Origin of the sequence: Aquisalimonas sp. 2447, assembly GCF_012044895.1 — a bacterium.
GTDB lineage: Bacteria > Pseudomonadota > Gammaproteobacteria > Nitrococcales > Aquisalimonadaceae > Aquisalimonas.
The window spans coordinates 2205578-2223496 of the sequence record NZ_CP050695.1; the positions used below are offsets into that span (position 1 = coordinate 2205578).

The 17919-nt window shown below is 65.5% G+C and carries 15 protein-coding genes; 3 read left to right on the forward strand and 12 right to left on the reverse strand.

The genetic code is table 11. From position 1 onward, the window contains the following. Nucleotides 1–22: 22 nt before the first annotated feature. Nucleotides 23–3535 carry a DNA polymerase III subunit alpha gene (gene dnaE / locus KU884_RS10430; protein ID WP_167782583.1) on the reverse strand — a complete coding sequence of 1171 codons (3513 nt, stop codon included), beginning with the start codon at nt 3533–3535 and terminating at the stop codon, nt 23–25. A 177-nt stretch (nt 3536–3712) separates the two neighbouring features. Here dnaE and lpxA (KU884_RS10435) point away from each other — a divergent pair, with 177 nt between their 5' ends. The 3 genes from lpxA (KU884_RS10435) to KU884_RS10445 are packed head-to-tail and all read left to right on the forward strand — an operon-like array spanning nt 3713 to nt 6589. Then, nucleotides 3713–4486, forward strand: a complete 774-nt coding sequence (lpxA, locus tag KU884_RS10435) for an acyl-ACP--UDP-N-acetylglucosamine O-acyltransferase (RefSeq protein WP_167782584.1) — start codon at nt 3713–3715, stop codon at nt 4484–4486. Then, complete coding sequence (locus tag KU884_RS10440) at nt 4483–5448, forward strand: Gfo/Idh/MocA family protein (protein ID WP_167782585.1); 966 nt, start codon at nt 4483–4485, stop codon at nt 5446–5448. The genes lpxA (KU884_RS10435) and KU884_RS10440 overlap by 4 nt, the downstream gene beginning before the upstream one ends. A 40-nt stretch (nt 5449–5488) precedes the next feature. Then, nucleotides 5489–6589 (forward strand): DegT/DnrJ/EryC1/StrS aminotransferase family protein, encoded by a 1101-nt coding sequence (locus tag KU884_RS10445; RefSeq protein ID WP_167782586.1) that lies wholly within the window; start codon nt 5489–5491, stop codon nt 6587–6589. Between the two features lie 30 nt (nt 6590–6619). Here KU884_RS10445 and rnhB read toward each other — a convergent pair whose 3' ends face one another. The 11 genes from rnhB to KU884_RS10500 form a co-directional block, all read right to left on the reverse strand. Then, nucleotides 6620–7255 carry a ribonuclease HII gene (gene rnhB / locus KU884_RS10450; RefSeq protein ID WP_167784214.1) on the reverse strand — a complete coding sequence of 212 codons (636 nt, stop codon included), beginning with the start codon at nt 7253–7255 and terminating at the stop codon, nt 6620–6622. After that, nucleotides 7255–8427 carry a lipid-A-disaccharide synthase gene (gene lpxB / locus KU884_RS10455; protein ID WP_167782587.1) on the reverse strand — a complete coding sequence of 391 codons (1173 nt, stop codon included), beginning with the start codon at nt 8425–8427 and terminating at the stop codon, nt 7255–7257. The genes rnhB and lpxB overlap by 1 nt, the downstream gene beginning before the upstream one ends. A gap of 15 nt (nt 8428–8442) precedes the next feature. Beyond that, on the reverse strand, nt 8443–9213 hold the full coding sequence (gene lpxA, locus KU884_RS10460) for an acyl-ACP--UDP-N-acetylglucosamine O-acyltransferase (protein WP_167782588.1): 771 nt from the start codon (nt 9211–9213) through the stop codon (nt 8443–8445). Then, on the reverse strand, nt 9210–9650 hold the full coding sequence (fabZ, locus tag KU884_RS10465; RefSeq protein ID WP_167782589.1) for a 3-hydroxyacyl-ACP dehydratase FabZ: 441 nt from the start codon (nt 9648–9650) through the stop codon (nt 9210–9212). Before fabZ ends, lpxA (KU884_RS10460) begins: the two co-directional genes overlap by 4 nt. 18 nt (nt 9651–9668) lie before the next feature. Beyond that, on the reverse strand, nt 9669–10733 hold the full coding sequence (gene lpxD, locus KU884_RS10470; protein WP_167782590.1) for a UDP-3-O-(3-hydroxymyristoyl)glucosamine N-acyltransferase: 1065 nt from the start codon (nt 10731–10733) through the stop codon (nt 9669–9671). Between the two features lie 117 nt (nt 10734–10850). After that, a complete protein-coding gene (locus KU884_RS10475) occupies nt 10851–11363 on the reverse strand; it encodes an OmpH family outer membrane protein (protein ID WP_167782591.1) in 513 nt (170 codons plus the stop codon). A 56-nt stretch (nt 11364–11419) separates the two neighbouring features. Next, a complete protein-coding gene (gene bamA / locus KU884_RS10480) occupies nt 11420–13702 on the reverse strand; it encodes an outer membrane protein assembly factor BamA (protein ID WP_167782592.1) in 2283 nt (760 codons plus the stop codon). Between the two features lie 38 nt (nt 13703–13740). Then, complete coding sequence (gene rseP, locus KU884_RS10485) at nt 13741–15096, reverse strand: RIP metalloprotease RseP (protein ID WP_167782593.1); 1356 nt, start codon at nt 15094–15096, stop codon at nt 13741–13743. Then, nucleotides 15093–16289, reverse strand: a complete 1197-nt coding sequence (locus KU884_RS10490) for a 1-deoxy-D-xylulose-5-phosphate reductoisomerase (RefSeq protein WP_167782594.1) — start codon at nt 16287–16289, stop codon at nt 15093–15095. Before KU884_RS10490 ends, rseP begins: the two co-directional genes overlap by 4 nt. Continuing rightward, nucleotides 16280–17095: a phosphatidate cytidylyltransferase gene (locus KU884_RS10495; RefSeq protein WP_167782595.1), complete on the reverse strand. Its 816-nt coding sequence runs from the start codon at nt 17093–17095 to the stop codon at nt 16280–16282. The genes KU884_RS10490 and KU884_RS10495 overlap by 10 nt, the downstream gene beginning before the upstream one ends. After that, nucleotides 17088–17852 (reverse strand): isoprenyl transferase, encoded by a 765-nt coding sequence (locus KU884_RS10500; protein ID WP_167782596.1) that lies wholly within the window; start codon nt 17850–17852, stop codon nt 17088–17090. The genes KU884_RS10495 and KU884_RS10500 overlap by 8 nt, the downstream gene beginning before the upstream one ends. Nucleotides 17853–17919: the final 67 nt, after the last annotated feature.

The following is a 17919-nucleotide window of genomic DNA, read 5'->3' on the forward strand; positions in this document are numbered from 1 at the left end:
AGGCGGCTCATCACGGTTTACATCAGTACTCCACCCGCACGGCCCCGTTGCCGCCCGCGAGCCCGTCCAGGCGCTTGATCAGTTCATCCGTGGGCCGCACGCGCCAGTCGTCCCCGAAGCGTAGCATCGCCCGGGCATCGGGGCGGCAGTACTCCAGCCACACCGGGCACTGCCCTTCCCGGAACGGCGCCAGCGCCTCCTGCAGGTGATCGACGGCACCGTTGCCGAGCTGACCGCTGTCCATGCGCAGCACCAGGCGGCGGGCGTAGACATCACGGATATCGCCAATCTCGTAGACCTTGTCGGCGTTGATTCGCCAGGCGTCGCTGAAGTCGTCGTAGCCCAGCCCCCCTTCCACCACCAGCAGCTTGTCCTTACCCAGCATGGAGCCGTACTTGCTGTAGGCCTCGGTGAACAGGTTCACCTCGATGCGTCCGGTGCGGTCATCCAGCACCAGAAACCCCATCTTGTTGCCGCTCTGGGTGTTGCGCACCCGCAGGGACATGACCAGGCCGGCGGTGACCACGCTCTTCTCGCGACGCCCGCCGTTCCCCCCGTCGCCACCGCTGGCCAGATCGCTGATCCGACCGCTGACAATCTTTTCCAGCTCATGCTCGTAGCGGGCGATGGGGTGGCCGGTGAGAAACAGCCCCAGGGTCTCCTTCTCCCCGGCCAGCCGCTCTTCCTCGTCCCACTCCGGCCACTCCGGCAGTGCCTCGCTGGCCTCTTCTTCCTCCGCCGGCGCCGCCAGCGCCAGCCCGAACATGTCCGTCTGCCCGGCCTCGGCGTTGCGCACGCTCTGTTCCGCCGCCTTCAGAGCCGGCGGGATGCGCGCCACCAGAGTGGCGCGATTGGGCCCGATGCTGTCCAGGCAACCCGCCCGCACCAGCGCCTCCAGCACCCGGCGGTTGACCCGCCGCAGGTCCACCCGCCGGCAGAGATCGAACAGGTCGGCGTAGGGCCCGCCGGTCTCGCGCTCCTGCACCAGGGCCTCAATGGCGGACTGTCCCACGCCCTTGATGGCACCGATGCCGTAGACCACGGTGCGCTCGTCGGCGGCGCGGAACTGGTAGTCCGAGCGGTTGATATCCGGCGGCAGCACCGTCAGGCCCATGGCCCGGCAGTCGTCGATGAGGGTCACCACCTTGTCGGTGTGGTCCATATCCGAGGACAGCACGGCGGCCATGAACGGCGCCGGGTAATGCGCCTTGAGCCAGGCGGTCTGGTAGGAGAGCAGCGCGTAGGCCGCCGAGTGGGACTTGTTGAAGCCGTACCCGGCAAACTTCTCCATGAGGTCGAAGATGCCTTCGGCGTGGGCCTCGCTGAGTCCGTTCTCGGTGGCCCCCTTGAGAAAGATCTCCCGCTGCTTGGCCATCTCCTCCGGCTTTTTCTTGCCCATGGCCCGGCGCAGCAGGTCGGCGCCACCCAGGCTGTAGCCCGCCAGGACCTGGGCGATCCGCTGTACCTGCTCCTGATAGAGGATCACGCCGTAGGTGGGCTTGAGCACCTCTTCCAGATCCGGGTGCTGCAGTTCCGGAGTCGGGTACGCCACCTGGGAATGGCCGTGCTTGCGGCTGATAAAATCGTCCACCATGCCCGACTGCAGCGGGCCGGGCCGGAACAGTGCCACCAGCGCGATGATGTCCTCGAAGGAATCCGGCTGCAGGCGCTTGATCAGATCCTTCATGCCCCGGGATTCCAGCTGGAATACCGCGGTGGTGGCGCAGCGCTTGAGCAGGTCAAAGGTGGCGCGATCCTCCAGGGGCACGGTGGCGATATCCAGATCCACCTCGCCCCGTTCCCGGCGAATGGCATTCACCGCCTTCACGGTCCAGTCGATGATGGTGAGGGTGCGCAGGCCCAGAAAGTCGAACTTCACCAGGCCCACCGCCTCCACGTCGTCCTTGTCGTAGTGGGTGGCCAGGCCCTGGCCGTTGGGTTCGCAGTACAGCGGCGTGAAATCCGTAAGCGGCGTGGGAGCGATCACCACGCCGCCGGCGTGCTTGCCGACGTTGCGGGCCACGCCCTCGAGCTTCATCCCCAGGTTCACCAGCGCCGCGACTTCCTCGTCCTCTTCGTAGCGATCCTTGAAGTCCGGTTCCTGCTCCAGGGCCTTGTCCAGGGTCATGCCCGGCTCGAAGGGGATCATCTTGGCAATGCGATCCACGAAGCCGTAGCCATGGCCGAGCACACGGCCCACGTCCCGCACCACGGCGCGGGCCGCCATGGTGCCGTGGGTGGCGATCTGGGAGACCTTTTCACGGCCGTACTTGTCGGCCACGTAGTCGATGACCTGGTCGCGCTTCTCCATGCAGAAATCGACGTCGAAATCCGGCATGGAGACACGCTCCGGATTTAGAAACCGCTCGAAGAGTAGGTCGTAACGCAATGGATCCAGGTCAGTTATTTCCAGCGCATAGGCTACCAGAGAGCCTGCACCGGAACCGCGCCCCGGACCCACCGGAATATCCTGCGCCTTGGCCCAGCGGATGAAGTCGGCAACAATCAGAAAGTAGCCGGGAAACCCCATCTGGTTGATGACACCCAGCTCCCGCTCCAGGCGCTCGTCGTACTCGCGCCGCCGCTCGGCGGCATCGGGTGCGTTCAGATCAATGAGCCGCGGTAGCCGCTGCTCCAGCCCACGGCGGGATTCCTGGGCCAGATACTCGTCCACGGTAAGGCCTTCCGGTATGGGGAAGTCCGGCAGGTAGTCCTTGTCCAGGGTAAGTTCCAGGTTGCAGCGCCGGGCAATCTCCATGGTGTTGGCAACCGCTTCCGGAACATCCTGGAACAGTTCGATCATCTCCTCCGGCGTCCGCAGATACTGCTCCTGGGTAAAAAGGCGCGGGCGCCGGCTGTCGTCCAGAGTCCGGCTTTCGTGGATACAGACCCGCGCTTCATGGGCGTCGAAATCCGCCGCGTTGATGAACCGGACGGCATTGGTGGCGACCACCGGTGCGTCCGCATCCGCGGCCAGGGCCACCGCAGCATGCAGGTGGTCCTCGTCGCCGGGCCGTCCGCAGCGCTGCAGCTCCAGGTAGTAGTCGTCACCGAACAGCCCCTGCCAGAACTCCAGTCTGCGCCGCGCCAGGGCCATGTCACCAGCCACAAGAGCCCGCCCCACATCACCGTCACGCCCCCCGGAGAGGACGATCAGGCCGTCGTTGTCCTCCTCGATCCACTGGCGGCGCACCACCGGCCGGTCGGCATGCTGCCCCTCCAGGTAACTGCGGCTGATCAGGCGGGTGAGACAGGTGTAGCCAGTGCTGTTGCGGCACAGGACCGACAGGCGGGACCGCCCCTCCGGCGCATCCGGATCCTCCAGCCAGAGATCGGCGCCAACGATGGGCTTCACGCCGGCATCCAGCGCCGCCTTGTAGAACTTGACCATGCCGAACAGATTGCCCTGGTCGGTGATGGCCACCGCGGGCATGCCGGTAGCCGCCGCCGCCTTCACCAGGGGTTTGATACGGACAATGCCGTCAACCAGCGAAAACTCGGTATGGACATTCAGGTGGACGAACTGTTGCGTCATGCTGTGGCAATCCCTGTGCGGCCGAGGCGGGAAAAGGCTCTATTATGGATGAGCGGATCGGGATGGAAAACGCTGGGCTCCACAATCAGCCGCCGATCCCTCACACTACGCGGCGTTGGCGCCGTTCAGCAGCGTCCTGAACGATGCGCGCCCCGTTCAAGGCCCGGGTAGAACCGTATGATTCACAGCACCGCCGTCATCGACGACGACGCCCGCATCGGCAACGACGTGGAAATCGGCCCCTACGCCTGCATTGGCACCGGCGTTACCCTGGGTGACGGTTGCCGGGTCGGTGCCCACGCCATCCTCGAGGGGCCGACGGAGATCGGCCCGGAGAACGACATTGGCCCCCATGCCGTCCTTGGTCGGCCGCCCCAGGACCTTGGCTACCGGGGTGAGCCAACGCGCCTGGAAATGGGTGCCGGCAACATCGTGCGGGAGTTCGTGACCATCCACCGAGGCACCCCCAAGGACCGGGGGCTGACTTCCGTGGGCAACCACAACATGTTCATGGCTTACTCCCATGTTGGCCACGACTGCATTGTCGGCAACCACGTGGTGCTGGCCAACGGTGCCACCCTGGCCGGTCACGTGACCGTCGAGGATCGGGTCAACATTGCCGGCCTGTGTGCCATCCACCAGTTCGCACGCATCGGCGAATACGCCATGCTGGGCGGGGGCACCATGGCGCCCATGGACATTCCGCCCTACACCATGGCCTCCGGCAATCACGCGCGGCTGTTCGGCCTCAACCGGCGCGGCCTCAAACGGGCCGGGCTTGGCAGTGAGGAGCAACAGGCTCTGCGCAGTGCCTACCGCATCCTGTTCAAGTCCGGCCTGCGCCTGGAACAGGCGCTGGCGCAACTACAAGAAGAGAGTGCCCTGCAGACGCCGCATGTCCGGCATCTGATCGGGTTCATCCAATCATCGAAGCGGGGAATTACACGATGAGCACGCTGCGCGCCGGCGTCATCGGAGTCGGCTACCTGGGACGCTTTCACGCCCAGAAATATGCGGCCATGGAGGACGTTGACCTGGTTGGGGTGGTGGACACGGACCCGGACCGCGCCGGGGCCGTGGCCGACGAGGTGGGCACCCGGGCGTTCACCGACTATCTCGAGCTGCTGGATGGGGTGGATGCCGTGAGCATTGTCGTCCCCACCCGATTCCACCACCAGGTGGCAGCGGAGTCCCTGCGCCGCGGCATTCACGTACTGGTGGAGAAACCCGTCACCACGACCCTGGAAGAAGCGGACGACCTCGTCCGCCTGGCCGCCCAGGGAAATCTGGTGCTCCAGGTGGGGCACCTGGAACGGTTCAACGCCGCGGTGCGCGCGGTGGCCGACATGGTGGGCACACCCATGTTCATCGAGTCCCAGCGTCTGGCCTCGTTCAATCCCCGGGGGGCGGACGTGAGCGTGGTCCTGGACCTGATGATCCACGACATCGACATCATCCTGAAGCTGGTGGATCAGCCCGTTGCGCGGATCGACGCCAATGGTGCCCCCGTTATCTCCTCGGACATCGACATCGCCAACGCCCGCATCCAGTTCGCCAATGGCTGTGTGGCCAACGTCACCGCCAGCCGGGTGAGCCTCAAGGCCGAGCGCAAGATGCGACTGTTCCAGCGCAACAGCTACATTTCCCTGGATTTCCAGCAGCGCACCCTGGACGTCCGCTCGCGGGTGAATACCAAACGCGACGTTCCCGCCATGGAGGACATCCGCAGCGAGCAGCACAGCTACGAGGACGGTGACGCGCTGCGCGCCGAAATCACCTCCTTCGTCGCCTGCGTCCGCAACGGCCGTACACCACTTGTCACTGGCGCTGATGGCCGGCAGGCGCTGGCCACCGCCATCGAAATCACCCGGCAGTTGCGCGACAATCCCCTGCCGGATCAGCCACTCCAGTAGCCCCTTACCCAGCCACCCAGTTCAGAGGAAGCGAGCGCCGATGATTCCGATGGTCGACCTCAAGGCCCAGTACGCAGATCTGCGCGAGGAGATCGAGCAGGGCTTCAGTCAGGTGCTGGACAGCGCCCAGTTCATCCTCGGCCCCAACGTGCAGAGTCTCGAGGAGGAAGTGGCCCGCTATCTGGGTGCCGGGCACGCGGTGGCCTGCAATTCCGGAACCGACGCGCTGCACCTGGCGCTGGCCGCGCTGGACGTGGGCCCCGGCGACGAAGTCATCACCTCGCCGTTCACCTTCATCGCCACAGCCGAAGCCATCCGCTACGTGGGCGCCACCCCGGTATTCGTCGATATCGACAGCCGCACCTTCAACCTGGACCTCAATCAGGTGGAAGACGCCATCGGCCCCGGGACACGCGCCATTCTCCCGGTTCACCTGTTCGGGCAACCCGTGGACATGCCGGCGCTGATGGCCCTGGCGGAACGCCACGATGTTCTGGTGGTGGAGGACTGCGCCCAATCCTTCGGCGCCGTCGTGGACGAGCGCAGCACCGGCACCTTCGGTGCCGCGGGGGCATTCAGCTTCTTCCCCAGCAAGAACCTTGGCGCCTACGGCGATGCCGGCATGGTGACCACCAATGACGCCAACGTGGCAGAGGAACTGCGGGTGTTGCGCAACCACGGAAGTCGCGAGCGGTATCACCACAACGTGATCGGCTACAACAGCCGCCTGGACGAGGTGCAGGCGATGATCCTGCGGGCCAAGCTGAAGCGCATCGGTCAGTACAACGCCTGTCGGCGTCGGGTAGCCGAGAGCTATAACGAGCGCCTTGGCGGTGTGCCCGGGATCACCACCCCTTATGTGGACGGCCGCGGCCGCCACGTCTACCACCAGTACACGGTGCTGGCGGATCCCCGCGAGCAGATCATGAGCGCGCTGCGGAGTGCCGACATTGGCTGCGCGGTGTACTACCCGGTTCCGCTGCACCGTCAGCCCGTGTTTCGTGACGCCTATGCGGACGTGCAGCTGCCGATCAGCGAGCGGATCGCCGAGTACTGCCTGTCGCTGCCCATCTATCCGGAACTCACGGACCAGCAGATTCTGCGGGTTACTGAGACGATCCGACACGCCGTCGACGCTTGAGGGGACAGCAGCGCCGCAGCGGCGAACGGCTCAGAACGGCAGTTCGCCGGTTTCGCCCGGATCGTGCAGTGCCTGTTTCACCGGAGCGAATGAGCGACGGTGAACGGCCGTGGCACCCAGCCGCTTCAGTGCTTCCATGTGCTCCGCGGTGGGATAGCCCTTGTGGCGGGCGAAACCGTATCCTGGCCAACGGGCATCGAGCTCCACCATGATCCTGTCCCGGTCCACTTTGGCAAGAATCGACGCCGCGCCGATGGTGGGCTCCAGGCCGTCCCCCCCCACCAGGGCCTCGGCCGCGCAGGGCATGGCGGGGCAGTGATTGCCGTCCACCAACACCCGCTGAGGCGGCAGTGGCAGACATGCCACCGCCCGCTGCATGGCCTGCAGGGTGGCCTGAAAGATGTTGAGAGCGTCGATCTCCGCAGGCTCCACGTGAATGATCGCCCAGGCGGCTGCCTGCTCGCGGATCGCCGCCGCCAGTGCTTCGCGGCGACGCGCCGTCAATCGCTTGGAGTCGTTGATGCCGGGCACCGGCCGCTTCGGGTCGAGGATCACCGCGGCCACCACCACGGGGCCGGCAAGCGGGCCGCGACCGGCCTCGTCGACACCGGCAACCAGGGTTCCCGTGGCAGCGCCGTGACCGCCGGTCCCGCCCGTCTCCTGCATCACCCCGCGACCTCGTTGTTGTTCGCCGGCCGGTGCCCGGCTTCCTGAAGCAGTTCCGCAACGGCAGCCGCTGCCTGAAGACTGGCGTCCTGCCGCAGTTCCCGGTGCAGTTGCTCGAACTCTGCCACCAGGGCCGTGCGCTGGTCCGGATTGTCCAGCAGATCCAGCACGGCAGGACCGAGATTGCCCGGGATCGCGGCTTCCTGGGCGAACTCCGCCACCAGTCGACGCTGGGCAATGAGATTCGGCATGGCGAAATGCGGCACTCTGATCAGACGGCGCGCCAGCCACCCGGTCACGGTGGAGACCTTGTAGGCAACGACCATGGGGCACTTATGCAGCATCGCCTCCAGGCTTGCCGTCCCGGATGCCAGCAGGGCCGCGTTCGCCGCCGCCAGACAGTCCCGGGCGCGGCCGTCCACCAGGGTCACATGCATGCCTTCGTTATACGCCGCCACCAGATCCCGCAGGTGTGCCGCAATTCGATCCGTGGCGCAGGGCACCACGAAGTGGGCATCCGGGCGATGCCGATGGAGCCAGGCCACTGTCTCCAGGAACGCCGGCCCGAGGTGGCGTACCTCGCTCATGCGGCTACCGGGGAGGACTGCCACCAGTGGCACCTCCTCCGGCAGGCCCAGTTCCGCCCTTGCGGCCCGCTGATCCGGCACCATGGACACTTCGTCCGCCAGCGGATGGCCGACAAACCGGGCAGGTACCTGATGGTCGCGGAAGAATTCCCGTTCGAAGGGGAAGATGCAGAGCATGCGATCCACGGCCCGGGCGATCTGCCGAATCCGTCCCTGCCGCCACGCCCAGACCGTCGGGCTGACGTAATGCACCGTGGGGACGCCCGCTTCCCGCAGACGCTGCTCGAGACGCAGATTGAAATCGGGGGCATCAATGCCGATGAAGACGTCCGGCGGGTTCCGGCGGAAACGCCGAACCAGATCACGCCGGATGAGCAGCAGCTTGGGGAGATGACGCAGAACCTCGACCAGGCCCATGACCGACAGGGCCTCCAGCGGGTAGAGGCTGGCCATGCCCTCTGCCTCCATGCGCCGTCCGCCGATGCCCTCGAACCGGGCCTCCGGGTACAGCCGGCGCAGCTCGCGCATCAGGCCGGCACCCAGATAATCCCCGGACATCTCGCCGGCAACGATCCCGACTCGCATGGCCCTGCTCCGCTGTTAGCGCACGATGCCGCGGCGACTGTCGCGAATGAAAGCGACAAGCCGGGCCACTGGCGGATGATTCGCGGCCAGTTCGTCGATCTGTTCCAGCGCCGGTTCCAGACGCAGCCCGGACTTGTAGAGCATGCGGTAGGCCCGCCGCAGGGCATGCACATCTTCCCGGGCGAAGCCCTGTCGTCGCAGGCCCTCGCTGTTGACGCCATGGGGCGTGGCGGGGTTCCCGGCAACGGTCACGAAGGGCGGCACATCCTGCTTGATGCAGCTCCCCATGGACGAGAAGCAATATGCGCCGATACTGCAGAACTGATGGACCAGGCTGAATCCGCCGAGGATGGCGTCATCCCCCACGTCGACATGCCCGGCCAGCGAGGCGCCATTGGCGAACACGATCCGGTGGCCCACCCGGCAGTCATGGGCAATGTGGACGTAGGCCATGATCCAGTTGTCATTACCGATCCGCGTCACGCCCTGATCCTGGACGGTTCCCCGGTTGATGGTGACGAACTCGCGGATGGTGTTGCCGTCGCCGATCTCCAGCAACGTCTCTTCGCCGGCGAACTTCTTGTCCTGAGGTTCCGCCCCGACCGAGGCGAACTGGAAAATCCGATTGCCCCTGCCGATGCGGGTGGGGCCGAAAATGGTGGCGTGCGGGCCCACTTCGCAGTCATCCCCGAGTTCCACGTGGGGCCCGATGATGGCGTATGGTCCAATGCGGACGTTGTGCCCCAGCGTCGCCGCCGGATCAACTTGCGCCGTGGGGTCGATCAAGATTCCACATCCCGCATGGTGCACATGATGTCTGCCTCGGCGGCAAGCTCCCCGTCGACGGTGGCTTTCCCGGAAAACATCCAGATCCCGCGCCGCACCTTCGCCAGGGTGACCTCGATACGCACCTGGTCACCCGGCTCCACCGGATGCTTGAACCGCGCCTTGTCGAACCCCACCAGATAAAAAAGAGTGTCACTCCCGGGGTGGCGCCCTTCGGTCTCGAAGGCCAGCAGACCGCAGGCCTGGGCAATGGCCTCCAGGACCAGCACCCCCGGCATCACCGGTTTGACCGGGAAGTGCCCCTGAAAGAACGGCTCATTGATGGTGACGTTCTTGATCCCCACCAGCCGCTCCCCCGGTTCTACGTCGACCACCTTGTCAACCAGCAGAAACGGATAGCGATGGGGCAGCAGATTCTTGATTCGATTGATGTCCATAACGTCTTCGTGCCTTATTCACTGTTGTTCGGTGGCGGGTCCATCCTGCGACGCCGCCGGGTCATCGCCGTTGTCCGGCGCCAGCCGCCGCTCCAGGGCGCGCAACCGGCGCGCCATGTCGTCGAGCTGATGGAAGCGTGCGGCATTCCGGCGCCAACTCCGGTTCGGCTCCACACCCGTCCCGGACGAATACACTCCGGGTTCACGCAGACTCTTGGTCACCTGCGTCAGTCCGGTGATGTGCACATTGTCGGCGATCTCCAGATGACCGGCGATGCCGACCATACCCGCAATCGTGCAATAGCTGCCAATGTAGGTGCTACCCGACACCCCCACGGCGGCCGCCATGGCAGTATGCGCGCCGATGTGGACGTTGTGCGCGATCTGCACCAGGTTGTCGATCTTGACGCCGTCGCCGATCACCGTGTCGCCGATGGCACCGCGGTCGATGGTGGTGTTGGCGCCGACATCCACGTCGTCACCGATGACCACGCCACCCACCTGCGGTACGCGCTCCCAGCGGCGACCGTCGCGGGCAAAGCCGAAGCCATCGGAACCGATGACGGCACCAGACTGGATACGGCAGTTGCGACCCAGCTGACAGTCCGCTGCAATCACTGCTCCGGCGCGGATGACGCAATCGTCGCCAATCCGCACACCAGCGCCGATGACCACACCAGCATCCACCACCACGCGGTGACCGATCACCGCGCCGTCCTCGATGACGGCACGCGGGCCAATGGTGGCATCCGTCGCAACGCTTGCCGATGCCGCAATGATGGCGGCTGGATCCCGGCCGGGCTCGCGGGGTTCCGGGTAAAGCAGCTGTGCGGCCCGGGCAAAGGTCAGGTGGGGGTTCTCGGACACCAGGGCATTGCCAGTCACGGCGTCGGCGTCATCCGCCGTCACAATGACTGCACCGGCCGCTGTCTGCTGCAGGTGCTTGCGATAGCGCCGGTCCACCAGAAACGAGACCGCGTCGGCGCCAGCTTCCGCCAGCGACGCCACCCGTCGGACCTGGTGCTCCGGATCCCCGACGAGCTGCGCGCCCAGGGCCTCTGCCAGCTCACCCAACGCTTTCATGATCCCCTACTCCCCCGCTCTCCTAGCCCGGCTATCCCTGTCGCCCGATGGCACCGGGGCCGATCCCGCGCCTTCACTGGCGCATGGATCGGCCCCGGGGATTACCGTCCGCAGGCGTCAGTTGCCTTCGAAGTCCTGCTGCAGGCGCTCCAGCACGCGATCCGTCACGTCCACCCGATCGCTGGCGAAAATCACGCCCTCACTGACGATCAGGTCGAATCCCTCCGCTTCGGCGAGATCGTTGATGGTGTCCACGATACGCCGTTGCAATCGACCCAGTTCTTCGTTGCGCCGCATGTTGAAGTCTTCCCGGAACTCCTCTTCGGCACGCCGCAGCTCCCTCTGGCGCGCCACAAGATCCCTCTGCAGCCGCTGCTGTTCATCCTCGCTCATTACCGCACCATCACGGTTGAGCTGCGTTTCCAGCTCACGCAGGGCGTCACGCTCTTCGGAGATGGCCCGGTCCCGGGGTCCGAACTCCTCCTCCAGGTTGGCGCGGGCGGCATCGGCCTGGGGTGCCTCGGAGGTCACCCGACCGGCGTTGACGAAACCGATCTTGCTCTCGGCCACGGCCACGCCGGTCACCGCCGCGAGCACCACCGCCACCAGCAAGGAATGCAATTTGTTCATCAGAACTCTCTATCCTGGCGATGCCGGCACGAGATCGGGCGTCAGCCGGCGGGCGCCTAGAAGAACTGGCCGAGTGAGAACTGGAACCGGTCCAGGTCGTCTTCGGGCCCGTCATTAAACGGTTCGGCCAGGCTCATTGTCAATGCGCCCAGGGGCGACATCCAGGTAAAGGCCACGCCCGCGGAATAGCGCCAGTCATCCAGCCGGATGGACTCATCCCGGCGGGTGTCGTAGACCTGACCACCGTCCACGAAGGTGGAGAACCGAACCGCGTCCGAGTCCACGAACGGCATCGGGAAAAACAGTTCGGCGTTGGCCACGGTTCTCAGGTTACCACCGGTGGGACGGTCATCCGCCCCGCGCCGGCCCAGGGAACTGGCCCGGTAACCCCGCACGGAGTTGATACCGCCGGCAAAGAAGTTCTCGAAGAACGGCAGCCGGCTGGTATCCCCGTAGCCTTCACCAAAGCCGACCCGCCCATGGAGAGAGAGTGACCAGTCCTCGGCCAGCGGGAAGTAGCGCTGCTGGCTGTAACGGGCCTTGTAGTACTCCAGATCGCTTTCCGGCAGGGCCAGTTCCAGACCCACGGACTGGCGTGCCCCGCTGGTGGGGAACACGCGACGATCGAAGGTGTTCCGCGTCCAGCTCAGCTCGGTCTTGTAGTTGATGTAGTGGTCGCCGAACTCGTCGACGAAATCCTGTTGGTCCTCGGTGGCCTGGGACCCCAGGTTAAGCCGCAGGTCCTCGTAACCCACGTCGATGCGGACCTCATCCTGCTCGTTCAGCGGGATACCGAAGCCGACATCCAGGTTCCCCTGCCGCACGCCGTAGTCGGACAACCGCGCCCGGCGGGCGTCCGTCTCCCGCAGACTGGCATTGAAGTAGCGGGTCACGCCGTCGACATTGTAATAACGGTCGGTGTAGGTCAGACGGTACAGCGAGCTCACGCGGCTGTTGTTCAGCGCCAGCATCATGCGGTCCCCGGTGCCCAGGACGTTATCCTGGGCCACCGAGAAGTTCAGCAGCATGCCCTGGCCGCTGCCGTAGCCGATGCCGGCCTGCAGGCTGCCGGACAGGCCTTCGGTGACGTCCACGTTGACGTCGATCTGGTCCTGTTCGCCGGGCACCTGCGGCGTCTCGATATCCACGCGCTCGAAGAAGCCGAGCTGGTTCAGGCGCCGCCGCGACGTTGCAATGTTCTCCGATGAATACCAGCCCCCCTCCATTTGCCGCATTTCCCGCCGGATGACTTCGTCATCGGTGCGGAAATTGCCACTGATGTTCAGCCGACGGACGTATGCCCGGTTGCCCGGATCCACGTAATAGGTCAGATCCACGGTCTGGTTATCACGATCAATATCCGGCACCGGATTGACGTTGGCGAAGGCGTAGCCCTCGACACCCAGCCGCTCGCGGATATTGCTGGCGCCGGCGGTGATCTCTTGCTGGGAGAAGCGATCCCCCTCCTCCACCCCCAGGAGCTCCTGCATTTCCTCGCGTTCGACAATGGTGTCACCGACGATGCGCACCTCGCCCAGGCGGTATTCCTCGCCTTCGTCCAGGTTGACCGTGACATAAATGCCGCTGCGGTCCGGGGTCAGGGAGACCTGGCTGGAGGTCAGACTGAAGTCGGCATAACCGCGATTCATGTAATGCGAGCGCAGGTTCTCCAGGTCACCGCCCAGCGCCTCGCGGGAGTACCGGTCGCGGCGGGAGAACGGCAGGTACCAGGGGCGCGGTCCCAGGTTGAACACACCCGCCAGTTCCCGGTCGCTGAACGCCTCATTGCCGACAAAATGGACATCGCGGATCCGCGCCGTCCGCCCTTCGTCGATATCGATCCGGATGGCCACCCGGTTGCGCTGCAGGGGCGAGACGGTGCTCTCGACTTCCACGTCATAGCGACCCTGGCCGAAATACTGACGCCGCAGTTCCCGTTCAATGCCCTCCAGTAGCGCCCGGTTGAATGTTTCGCCCTCGGCAAGCCCGGAGTCCCGCATGGCCTGGATCAACGCATCCGTGGGAATGGCGCTGTTGCCGGTGATCTCGATTTCCGCCACCGACGGCCGCTCCACGACGTTGACCACAAGGACGTTGCCGTCCCGCTGCAGTTCCACATCCTGGAAAAAGCCGGTGTCATACAGCGCGCGCACACCTTCGGCCGCCAACTGCCGGTCGACGTTATCGTTGGTGGAAATGGGAAAATAATTGAACACCGTGCCGGGCGCGATGCGACGCAGCCCTTCGACCCGGATGTCTTCCACGGTGAACGCTTCGAAGGCCTGCACCGGAGCGACCACGGCGACACACAGGGCAACGGCAACTACGAGTCTGCGCATAAGTCAGTCTTTTTCAGTGTTGTCGAATCAGGAACCGGTCAACCGAGAAGCCGGGCGATATCGTTGTAAAACGCTAATCCCATGAGCAGGATCAGCATAAGTATCCCGATCTGCTGACCGATGGCCTGGGCCTGCTCGGAGACCGGGCTGCCCTTGATCGCCTCGGCGGCGAAGTACATAAGGTGGCCGCCGTCCAGGATGGGGATCGGAAGCAGATTAATGACGCCGAGACTGATGCTGATCAGCGCCAGGAATTTCAGGAACGGAACCAGGCCGGTGGATGCGGTATCCCCGGCATACTGCGCAATGTTGATGGGGCCACTGAGATTCTTCAATGACGCTTCCCCGATGAGCATCTTGCCCAGCACCTGCACGGTGAGCACACCGGTCTGCCAGGTGTTCTGGACGGCCTCGCTCACGGATTCCACCGGGCCGTAGCGCACCGTATGGAACATGTGCGCGAAGGCGTCGGGCTCGATGTCCGGTCGCACACCGAGGACTCCGCGATCGGAGCCCGCCGGGTTCAGCTCGACATCCACCTCGCGACTCGCACCATCGCGTTCTACGGCAAGCGTGACGCTCTCGCCGGCACGATCGTTCAGGGCTGCGACCAGATCCCGCCACTGCTCCACGGGTTCCCCGGAAACAGCCGTAACCGTATCACCCGGCTGCAACCCCGCGCGAGCGGCAGCCCCCCCGTCGATGAGTTCACCCACACGCGCGTCGATACGCGGCTGCCAGGGCTGCAGACCGATCACCCGCAACAGGTCCGGATCATCGCCAAGCCGGGGCAGACCGCCGAGATCCATTTCCCGCACCGTCTCACGGCCGTCCTCGGTGCGTACCTGCACGTCGACCACCTGGCCACGCAGCCCGCCCTCCATGAATTCCATGAGCACGCGATCCCAGGCCGGTGTGCGGCGCCCCTCCAGGGCCAGGATCTCGTCGCCCTCCTGAAGACCGGCTTCCGCAGCCGGCGTTTCCGGCTCCACCGGACCGATCACCGGCCGCAGCTCCTGCGTTCCGACGACGAACAGCAACCAGTAGACGGCGATGGCAAGCAGGAAGTTGGCCGCCGGCCCCGCCAGAACAATCAGGGTTCGGCGCCACAGCGGCTGCACGTTGAAGGCACGGTGTCGCTCGTCATCTGCCACCGGGGCTTCACGCTCGTCCAGCATCTTGACGTAACCACCCAGAGGGATGGCGGCGATGACGTATTCCGTCTGGTCGGTACCACGCCGCCAGCTAAGCAACGGCGTGCCGAAGCCGATGGAGTAGCGCAGTACCTTCACGCCCAGGCGCCGGGCGGTCCAGTAGTGGCCGAATTCGTGGAAGGCCACGAGGATGGCGATGGCAACCAGGAAGGCAAGTACGCTGACGCCGACTCCGCTCACTGCACGCCTCCGGCGCACTGCGCGATCATGGCCCGCGCCCGACTGCGCACGTCCCGATCCAGGGCAAGGAGAGCATCCAGGTCCGCCGCGTCGGTCCCGCCGAATTCGTCCAGGGCAGCGGCGATGATGTCCGCGATCCGGGTAAAGGGCATGCGATGTTGCAGAAACGCCTCCACGGCAGCTTCGTTGGCTGCATTCAGTATCGCTCCGCTGGCGCCGCCCTCCCGCAGGGCGCGGAAGGCAAAATCCAGACAACGGAAGCGCGTCGTATCCGGTGCGCGAAACTCAAGCTGCCCGAGCCGCACCAGGTCCAGCGGCGGCACACCGGCCGGGATACGTCGCGGCCAGGCCAGCGCGTGGGCAATGGGCGTTCTCATGTCCGGATTTCCCAGTTGGGCCAGCATGGAACCGTCAGCATACTCCACGAATGAATGCACGATGCTCTGGGGGTGAATGACCACGTCCAGATGCGCCGGTTCGACACCGAACAGCCACGCGGCCTCGATCACCTCCAGCCCCTTGTTCATCAGGGTTGCCGAATCCACCGAGATCTTCCGACCCATGCTCCAGTTGGGGTGCGCACAGGCCTGCTCCGGCGTGACTCCCTCCAGCGCATCGGCTGCCCAGTCCCGGAATGGCCCTCCGGATGCCGTGAGCACGACGCGGCTTACTCCGCTATCGACGAGCCGCCCACGGGAAAAGTTCCCCGGCAGGCACTGGAAAATGGCATTGTGCTCGCTATCCACCGGCAGCAGCTCGGCGCCGCTACGCTCCACCGCGGCCATGAACAATGCCCCGCCCATGACCAGTGATTCCTTGTTGGCCAGCAGGATACGCCGCCCCCTGGCCACGGCAGTGAGCGTGGGGCGAAGCCCTGCGGCACCGACGATGGCCGCCACGGTAATCTGCGCGTCGGCGCCGGCGGCTGCATCCAGGCCCTGCGCTCCGTAATCCACCTCCGTGGGAAGTCCGGCGCCGGCAAGGCGCTGACGCAGGTCCGCGGCACGCTCGGCATCGGCGACCACGGCGAGTTCCGGCGCGAATTCCCGACACTGCGACTCCAGCAGGTCCACATTGCCGTGCCCGGTGAGGGCGACCACCCTAAAGGCATAGGGGTTCCGCCGCAGTACGTCCAGCGTACTGGTGCCAATGGACCCCGTGGCACCGAGAACCGAGACGGTGGTTACAGCCATACCAGCCCCGCTGCGAACACCGGCGCGGTGGCGGTCAGGGAATCAATCCGGTCCAGCACGCCGCCATGGCCCGGCAGCAGCGTACCGCTATCCTTCACGCCACGCAGGCGTTTGATCATGCTCTCGAACAGGTCACCGAGGATCGAGGCGGCCACGGTCACCAGGGCCAGCACGGCCAACGCCCCGAAACCGGGCAGGTACACCGGCAACACTACGCTCATGCCCCAGACCAGCACGACCGCCAGCACCAGGCCGCCCATGGCGCCCTCCTGGGTCTTGCCGGGGCTCGTCCTTGGCGCCAGCCGGCGCCGCCCGAACCAGCGCCCGGCAAAGAAAGCGCCGACGTCGGCTGCCCAGGTCAGCACCAGCACCACGACCACCACCCAGGGGCCGTCAGGACGGTCGTGCATCCACACCAGCGCGAACCAGGCCGGAACCAGCAGAAGCACGCCCAGACCCATGCCGGAGAGCCCGGACACCGCGTCCGCACGCGCCCGGCCGAGCTCGAAACGCACCTGCCACACCGCCAGCACGCACCACACCAGGGCGCCCAGCGAGAGCACCGTGGCGGTCAGGAGGGGAAACGGAAACAGTAGCCAGGTGCCTGCGGCGATCGCCACCACCGCGGTCACGTAACCCGCCCGGCGGCCCGGCTCCTGCAGGCCTGCCAATGCGGCCCACTCCCAGGCCCCCAGGGCCACAACCAGCAGCATGACCAGGGCAAAACCGGCGTTGGGGAGCAGGAACACCGCCCCCAGAACCAGAGGCAAAAGGACAAGGGCGGTGATCCACCGCCACTTAAGCACGGCCGACTCGCTCCACTTGCTCGGCGGTCATGCCGAAGCGCCGCTCACGACCGGCAAACGCATCCACGGCGGCGTGCAGCTCGTCGGTACCGAAGTCGGGCCAGAGAGTGTCCACGAACAGGAGTTCTGCGTAGGCCAGGTGCCAGAGAAGGAAATTACTGATGCGCTTCTCGCCCCCGGTACGAATCAGCAGATCCGGTTCCGGCAGGCCATCCAGGCTCAGGTAGGACGTCATGCATTGTTCGTTGATTTCATTCGGATCCAGCTGCCCGTCACGGGCGTCCTGAGCCATGCGCCTCGCGGCCCTCGCCAGATCCCAGCGACCGCCGTAGCTTGCGGCAATGACCAGGGTCAGGCCGGTGTTGTCGGCGGTGAGTGCCTCCGCGGAGGCCATCTGCTCCTGCAGACGCCGCGACAGTCGAGCCCGGTCCCCGATCATGCGGATGCGGACGTTGTGTTCGTGCAGGCGCACGGATTCTTTCTCCAGCGTGCGGAGAAACAGATCCATGAGCACGGACACCTCTTCCTGCGGGCGAGACCAGTTCTCGCTGCTGAAGGCGAACAGGGTCAGGACCTCCACGCCCATCTTGCCGGCAGCTTCAACGACCTGGCGCACGGATTCCGCGCCAGCACGGTGACCCGCCTGGCGCGGCATCATCCGTGCCTTGGCCCAGCGCCCGTTGCCATCCATGACGATGGCTATATGGCGCGGGACATGCCGCCGGCGATCATTCCTTTCCGCTGATACGTCGCTCATCGTTCCCGCCGCGCTTTGGGCCTTCCAGGCTGCATTGCGGGCCCGGAACCCCGGCCGAGTTGCTCGC

Coding starts and splice junctions, on each gene's coding strand:
- dnaE (WP_167782583.1), bottom strand. CDS start 3,535: ATGACGCAACAGTTCGTCCACCTGAATGTCCATACCGAGTTTTCGCTG.
- lpxA (WP_167782584.1), top strand. CDS start 3,713: ATGATTCACAGCACCGCCGTCATCGACGACGACGCCCGCATCGGCAAC.
- KU884_RS10440 (WP_167782585.1), top strand. CDS start 4,483: ATGAGCACGCTGCGCGCCGGCGTCATCGGAGTCGGCTACCTGGGACGC.
- KU884_RS10445 (WP_167782586.1), top strand. CDS start 5,489: ATGATTCCGATGGTCGACCTCAAGGCCCAGTACGCAGATCTGCGCGAG.
- rnhB (WP_167784214.1), bottom strand. CDS start 7,255: ATGCAGGAGACGGGCGGGACCGGCGGTCACGGCGCTGCCACGGGAACC.
- lpxB (WP_167782587.1), bottom strand. CDS start 8,427: ATGCGAGTCGGGATCGTTGCCGGCGAGATGTCCGGGGATTATCTGGGT.
- fabZ (WP_167782589.1), bottom strand. CDS start 9,650: ATGGACATCAATCGAATCAAGAATCTGCTGCCCCATCGCTATCCGTTT.
- lpxD (WP_167782590.1), bottom strand. CDS start 10,733: ATGAAAGCGTTGGGTGAGCTGGCAGAGGCCCTGGGCGCGCAGCTCGTC.
- KU884_RS10475 (WP_167782591.1), bottom strand. CDS start 11,363: ATGAACAAATTGCATTCCTTGCTGGTGGCGGTGGTGCTCGCGGCGGTG.
- bamA (WP_167782592.1), bottom strand. CDS start 13,702: ATGCGCAGACTCGTAGTTGCCGTTGCCCTGTGTGTCGCCGTGGTCGCT.
- KU884_RS10490 (WP_167782594.1), bottom strand. CDS start 16,289: ATGGCTGTAACCACCGTCTCGGTTCTCGGTGCCACGGGGTCCATTGGC.
- KU884_RS10500 (WP_167782596.1), bottom strand. CDS start 17,852: ATGAGCGACGTATCAGCGGAAAGGAATGATCGCCGGCGGCATGTCCCG.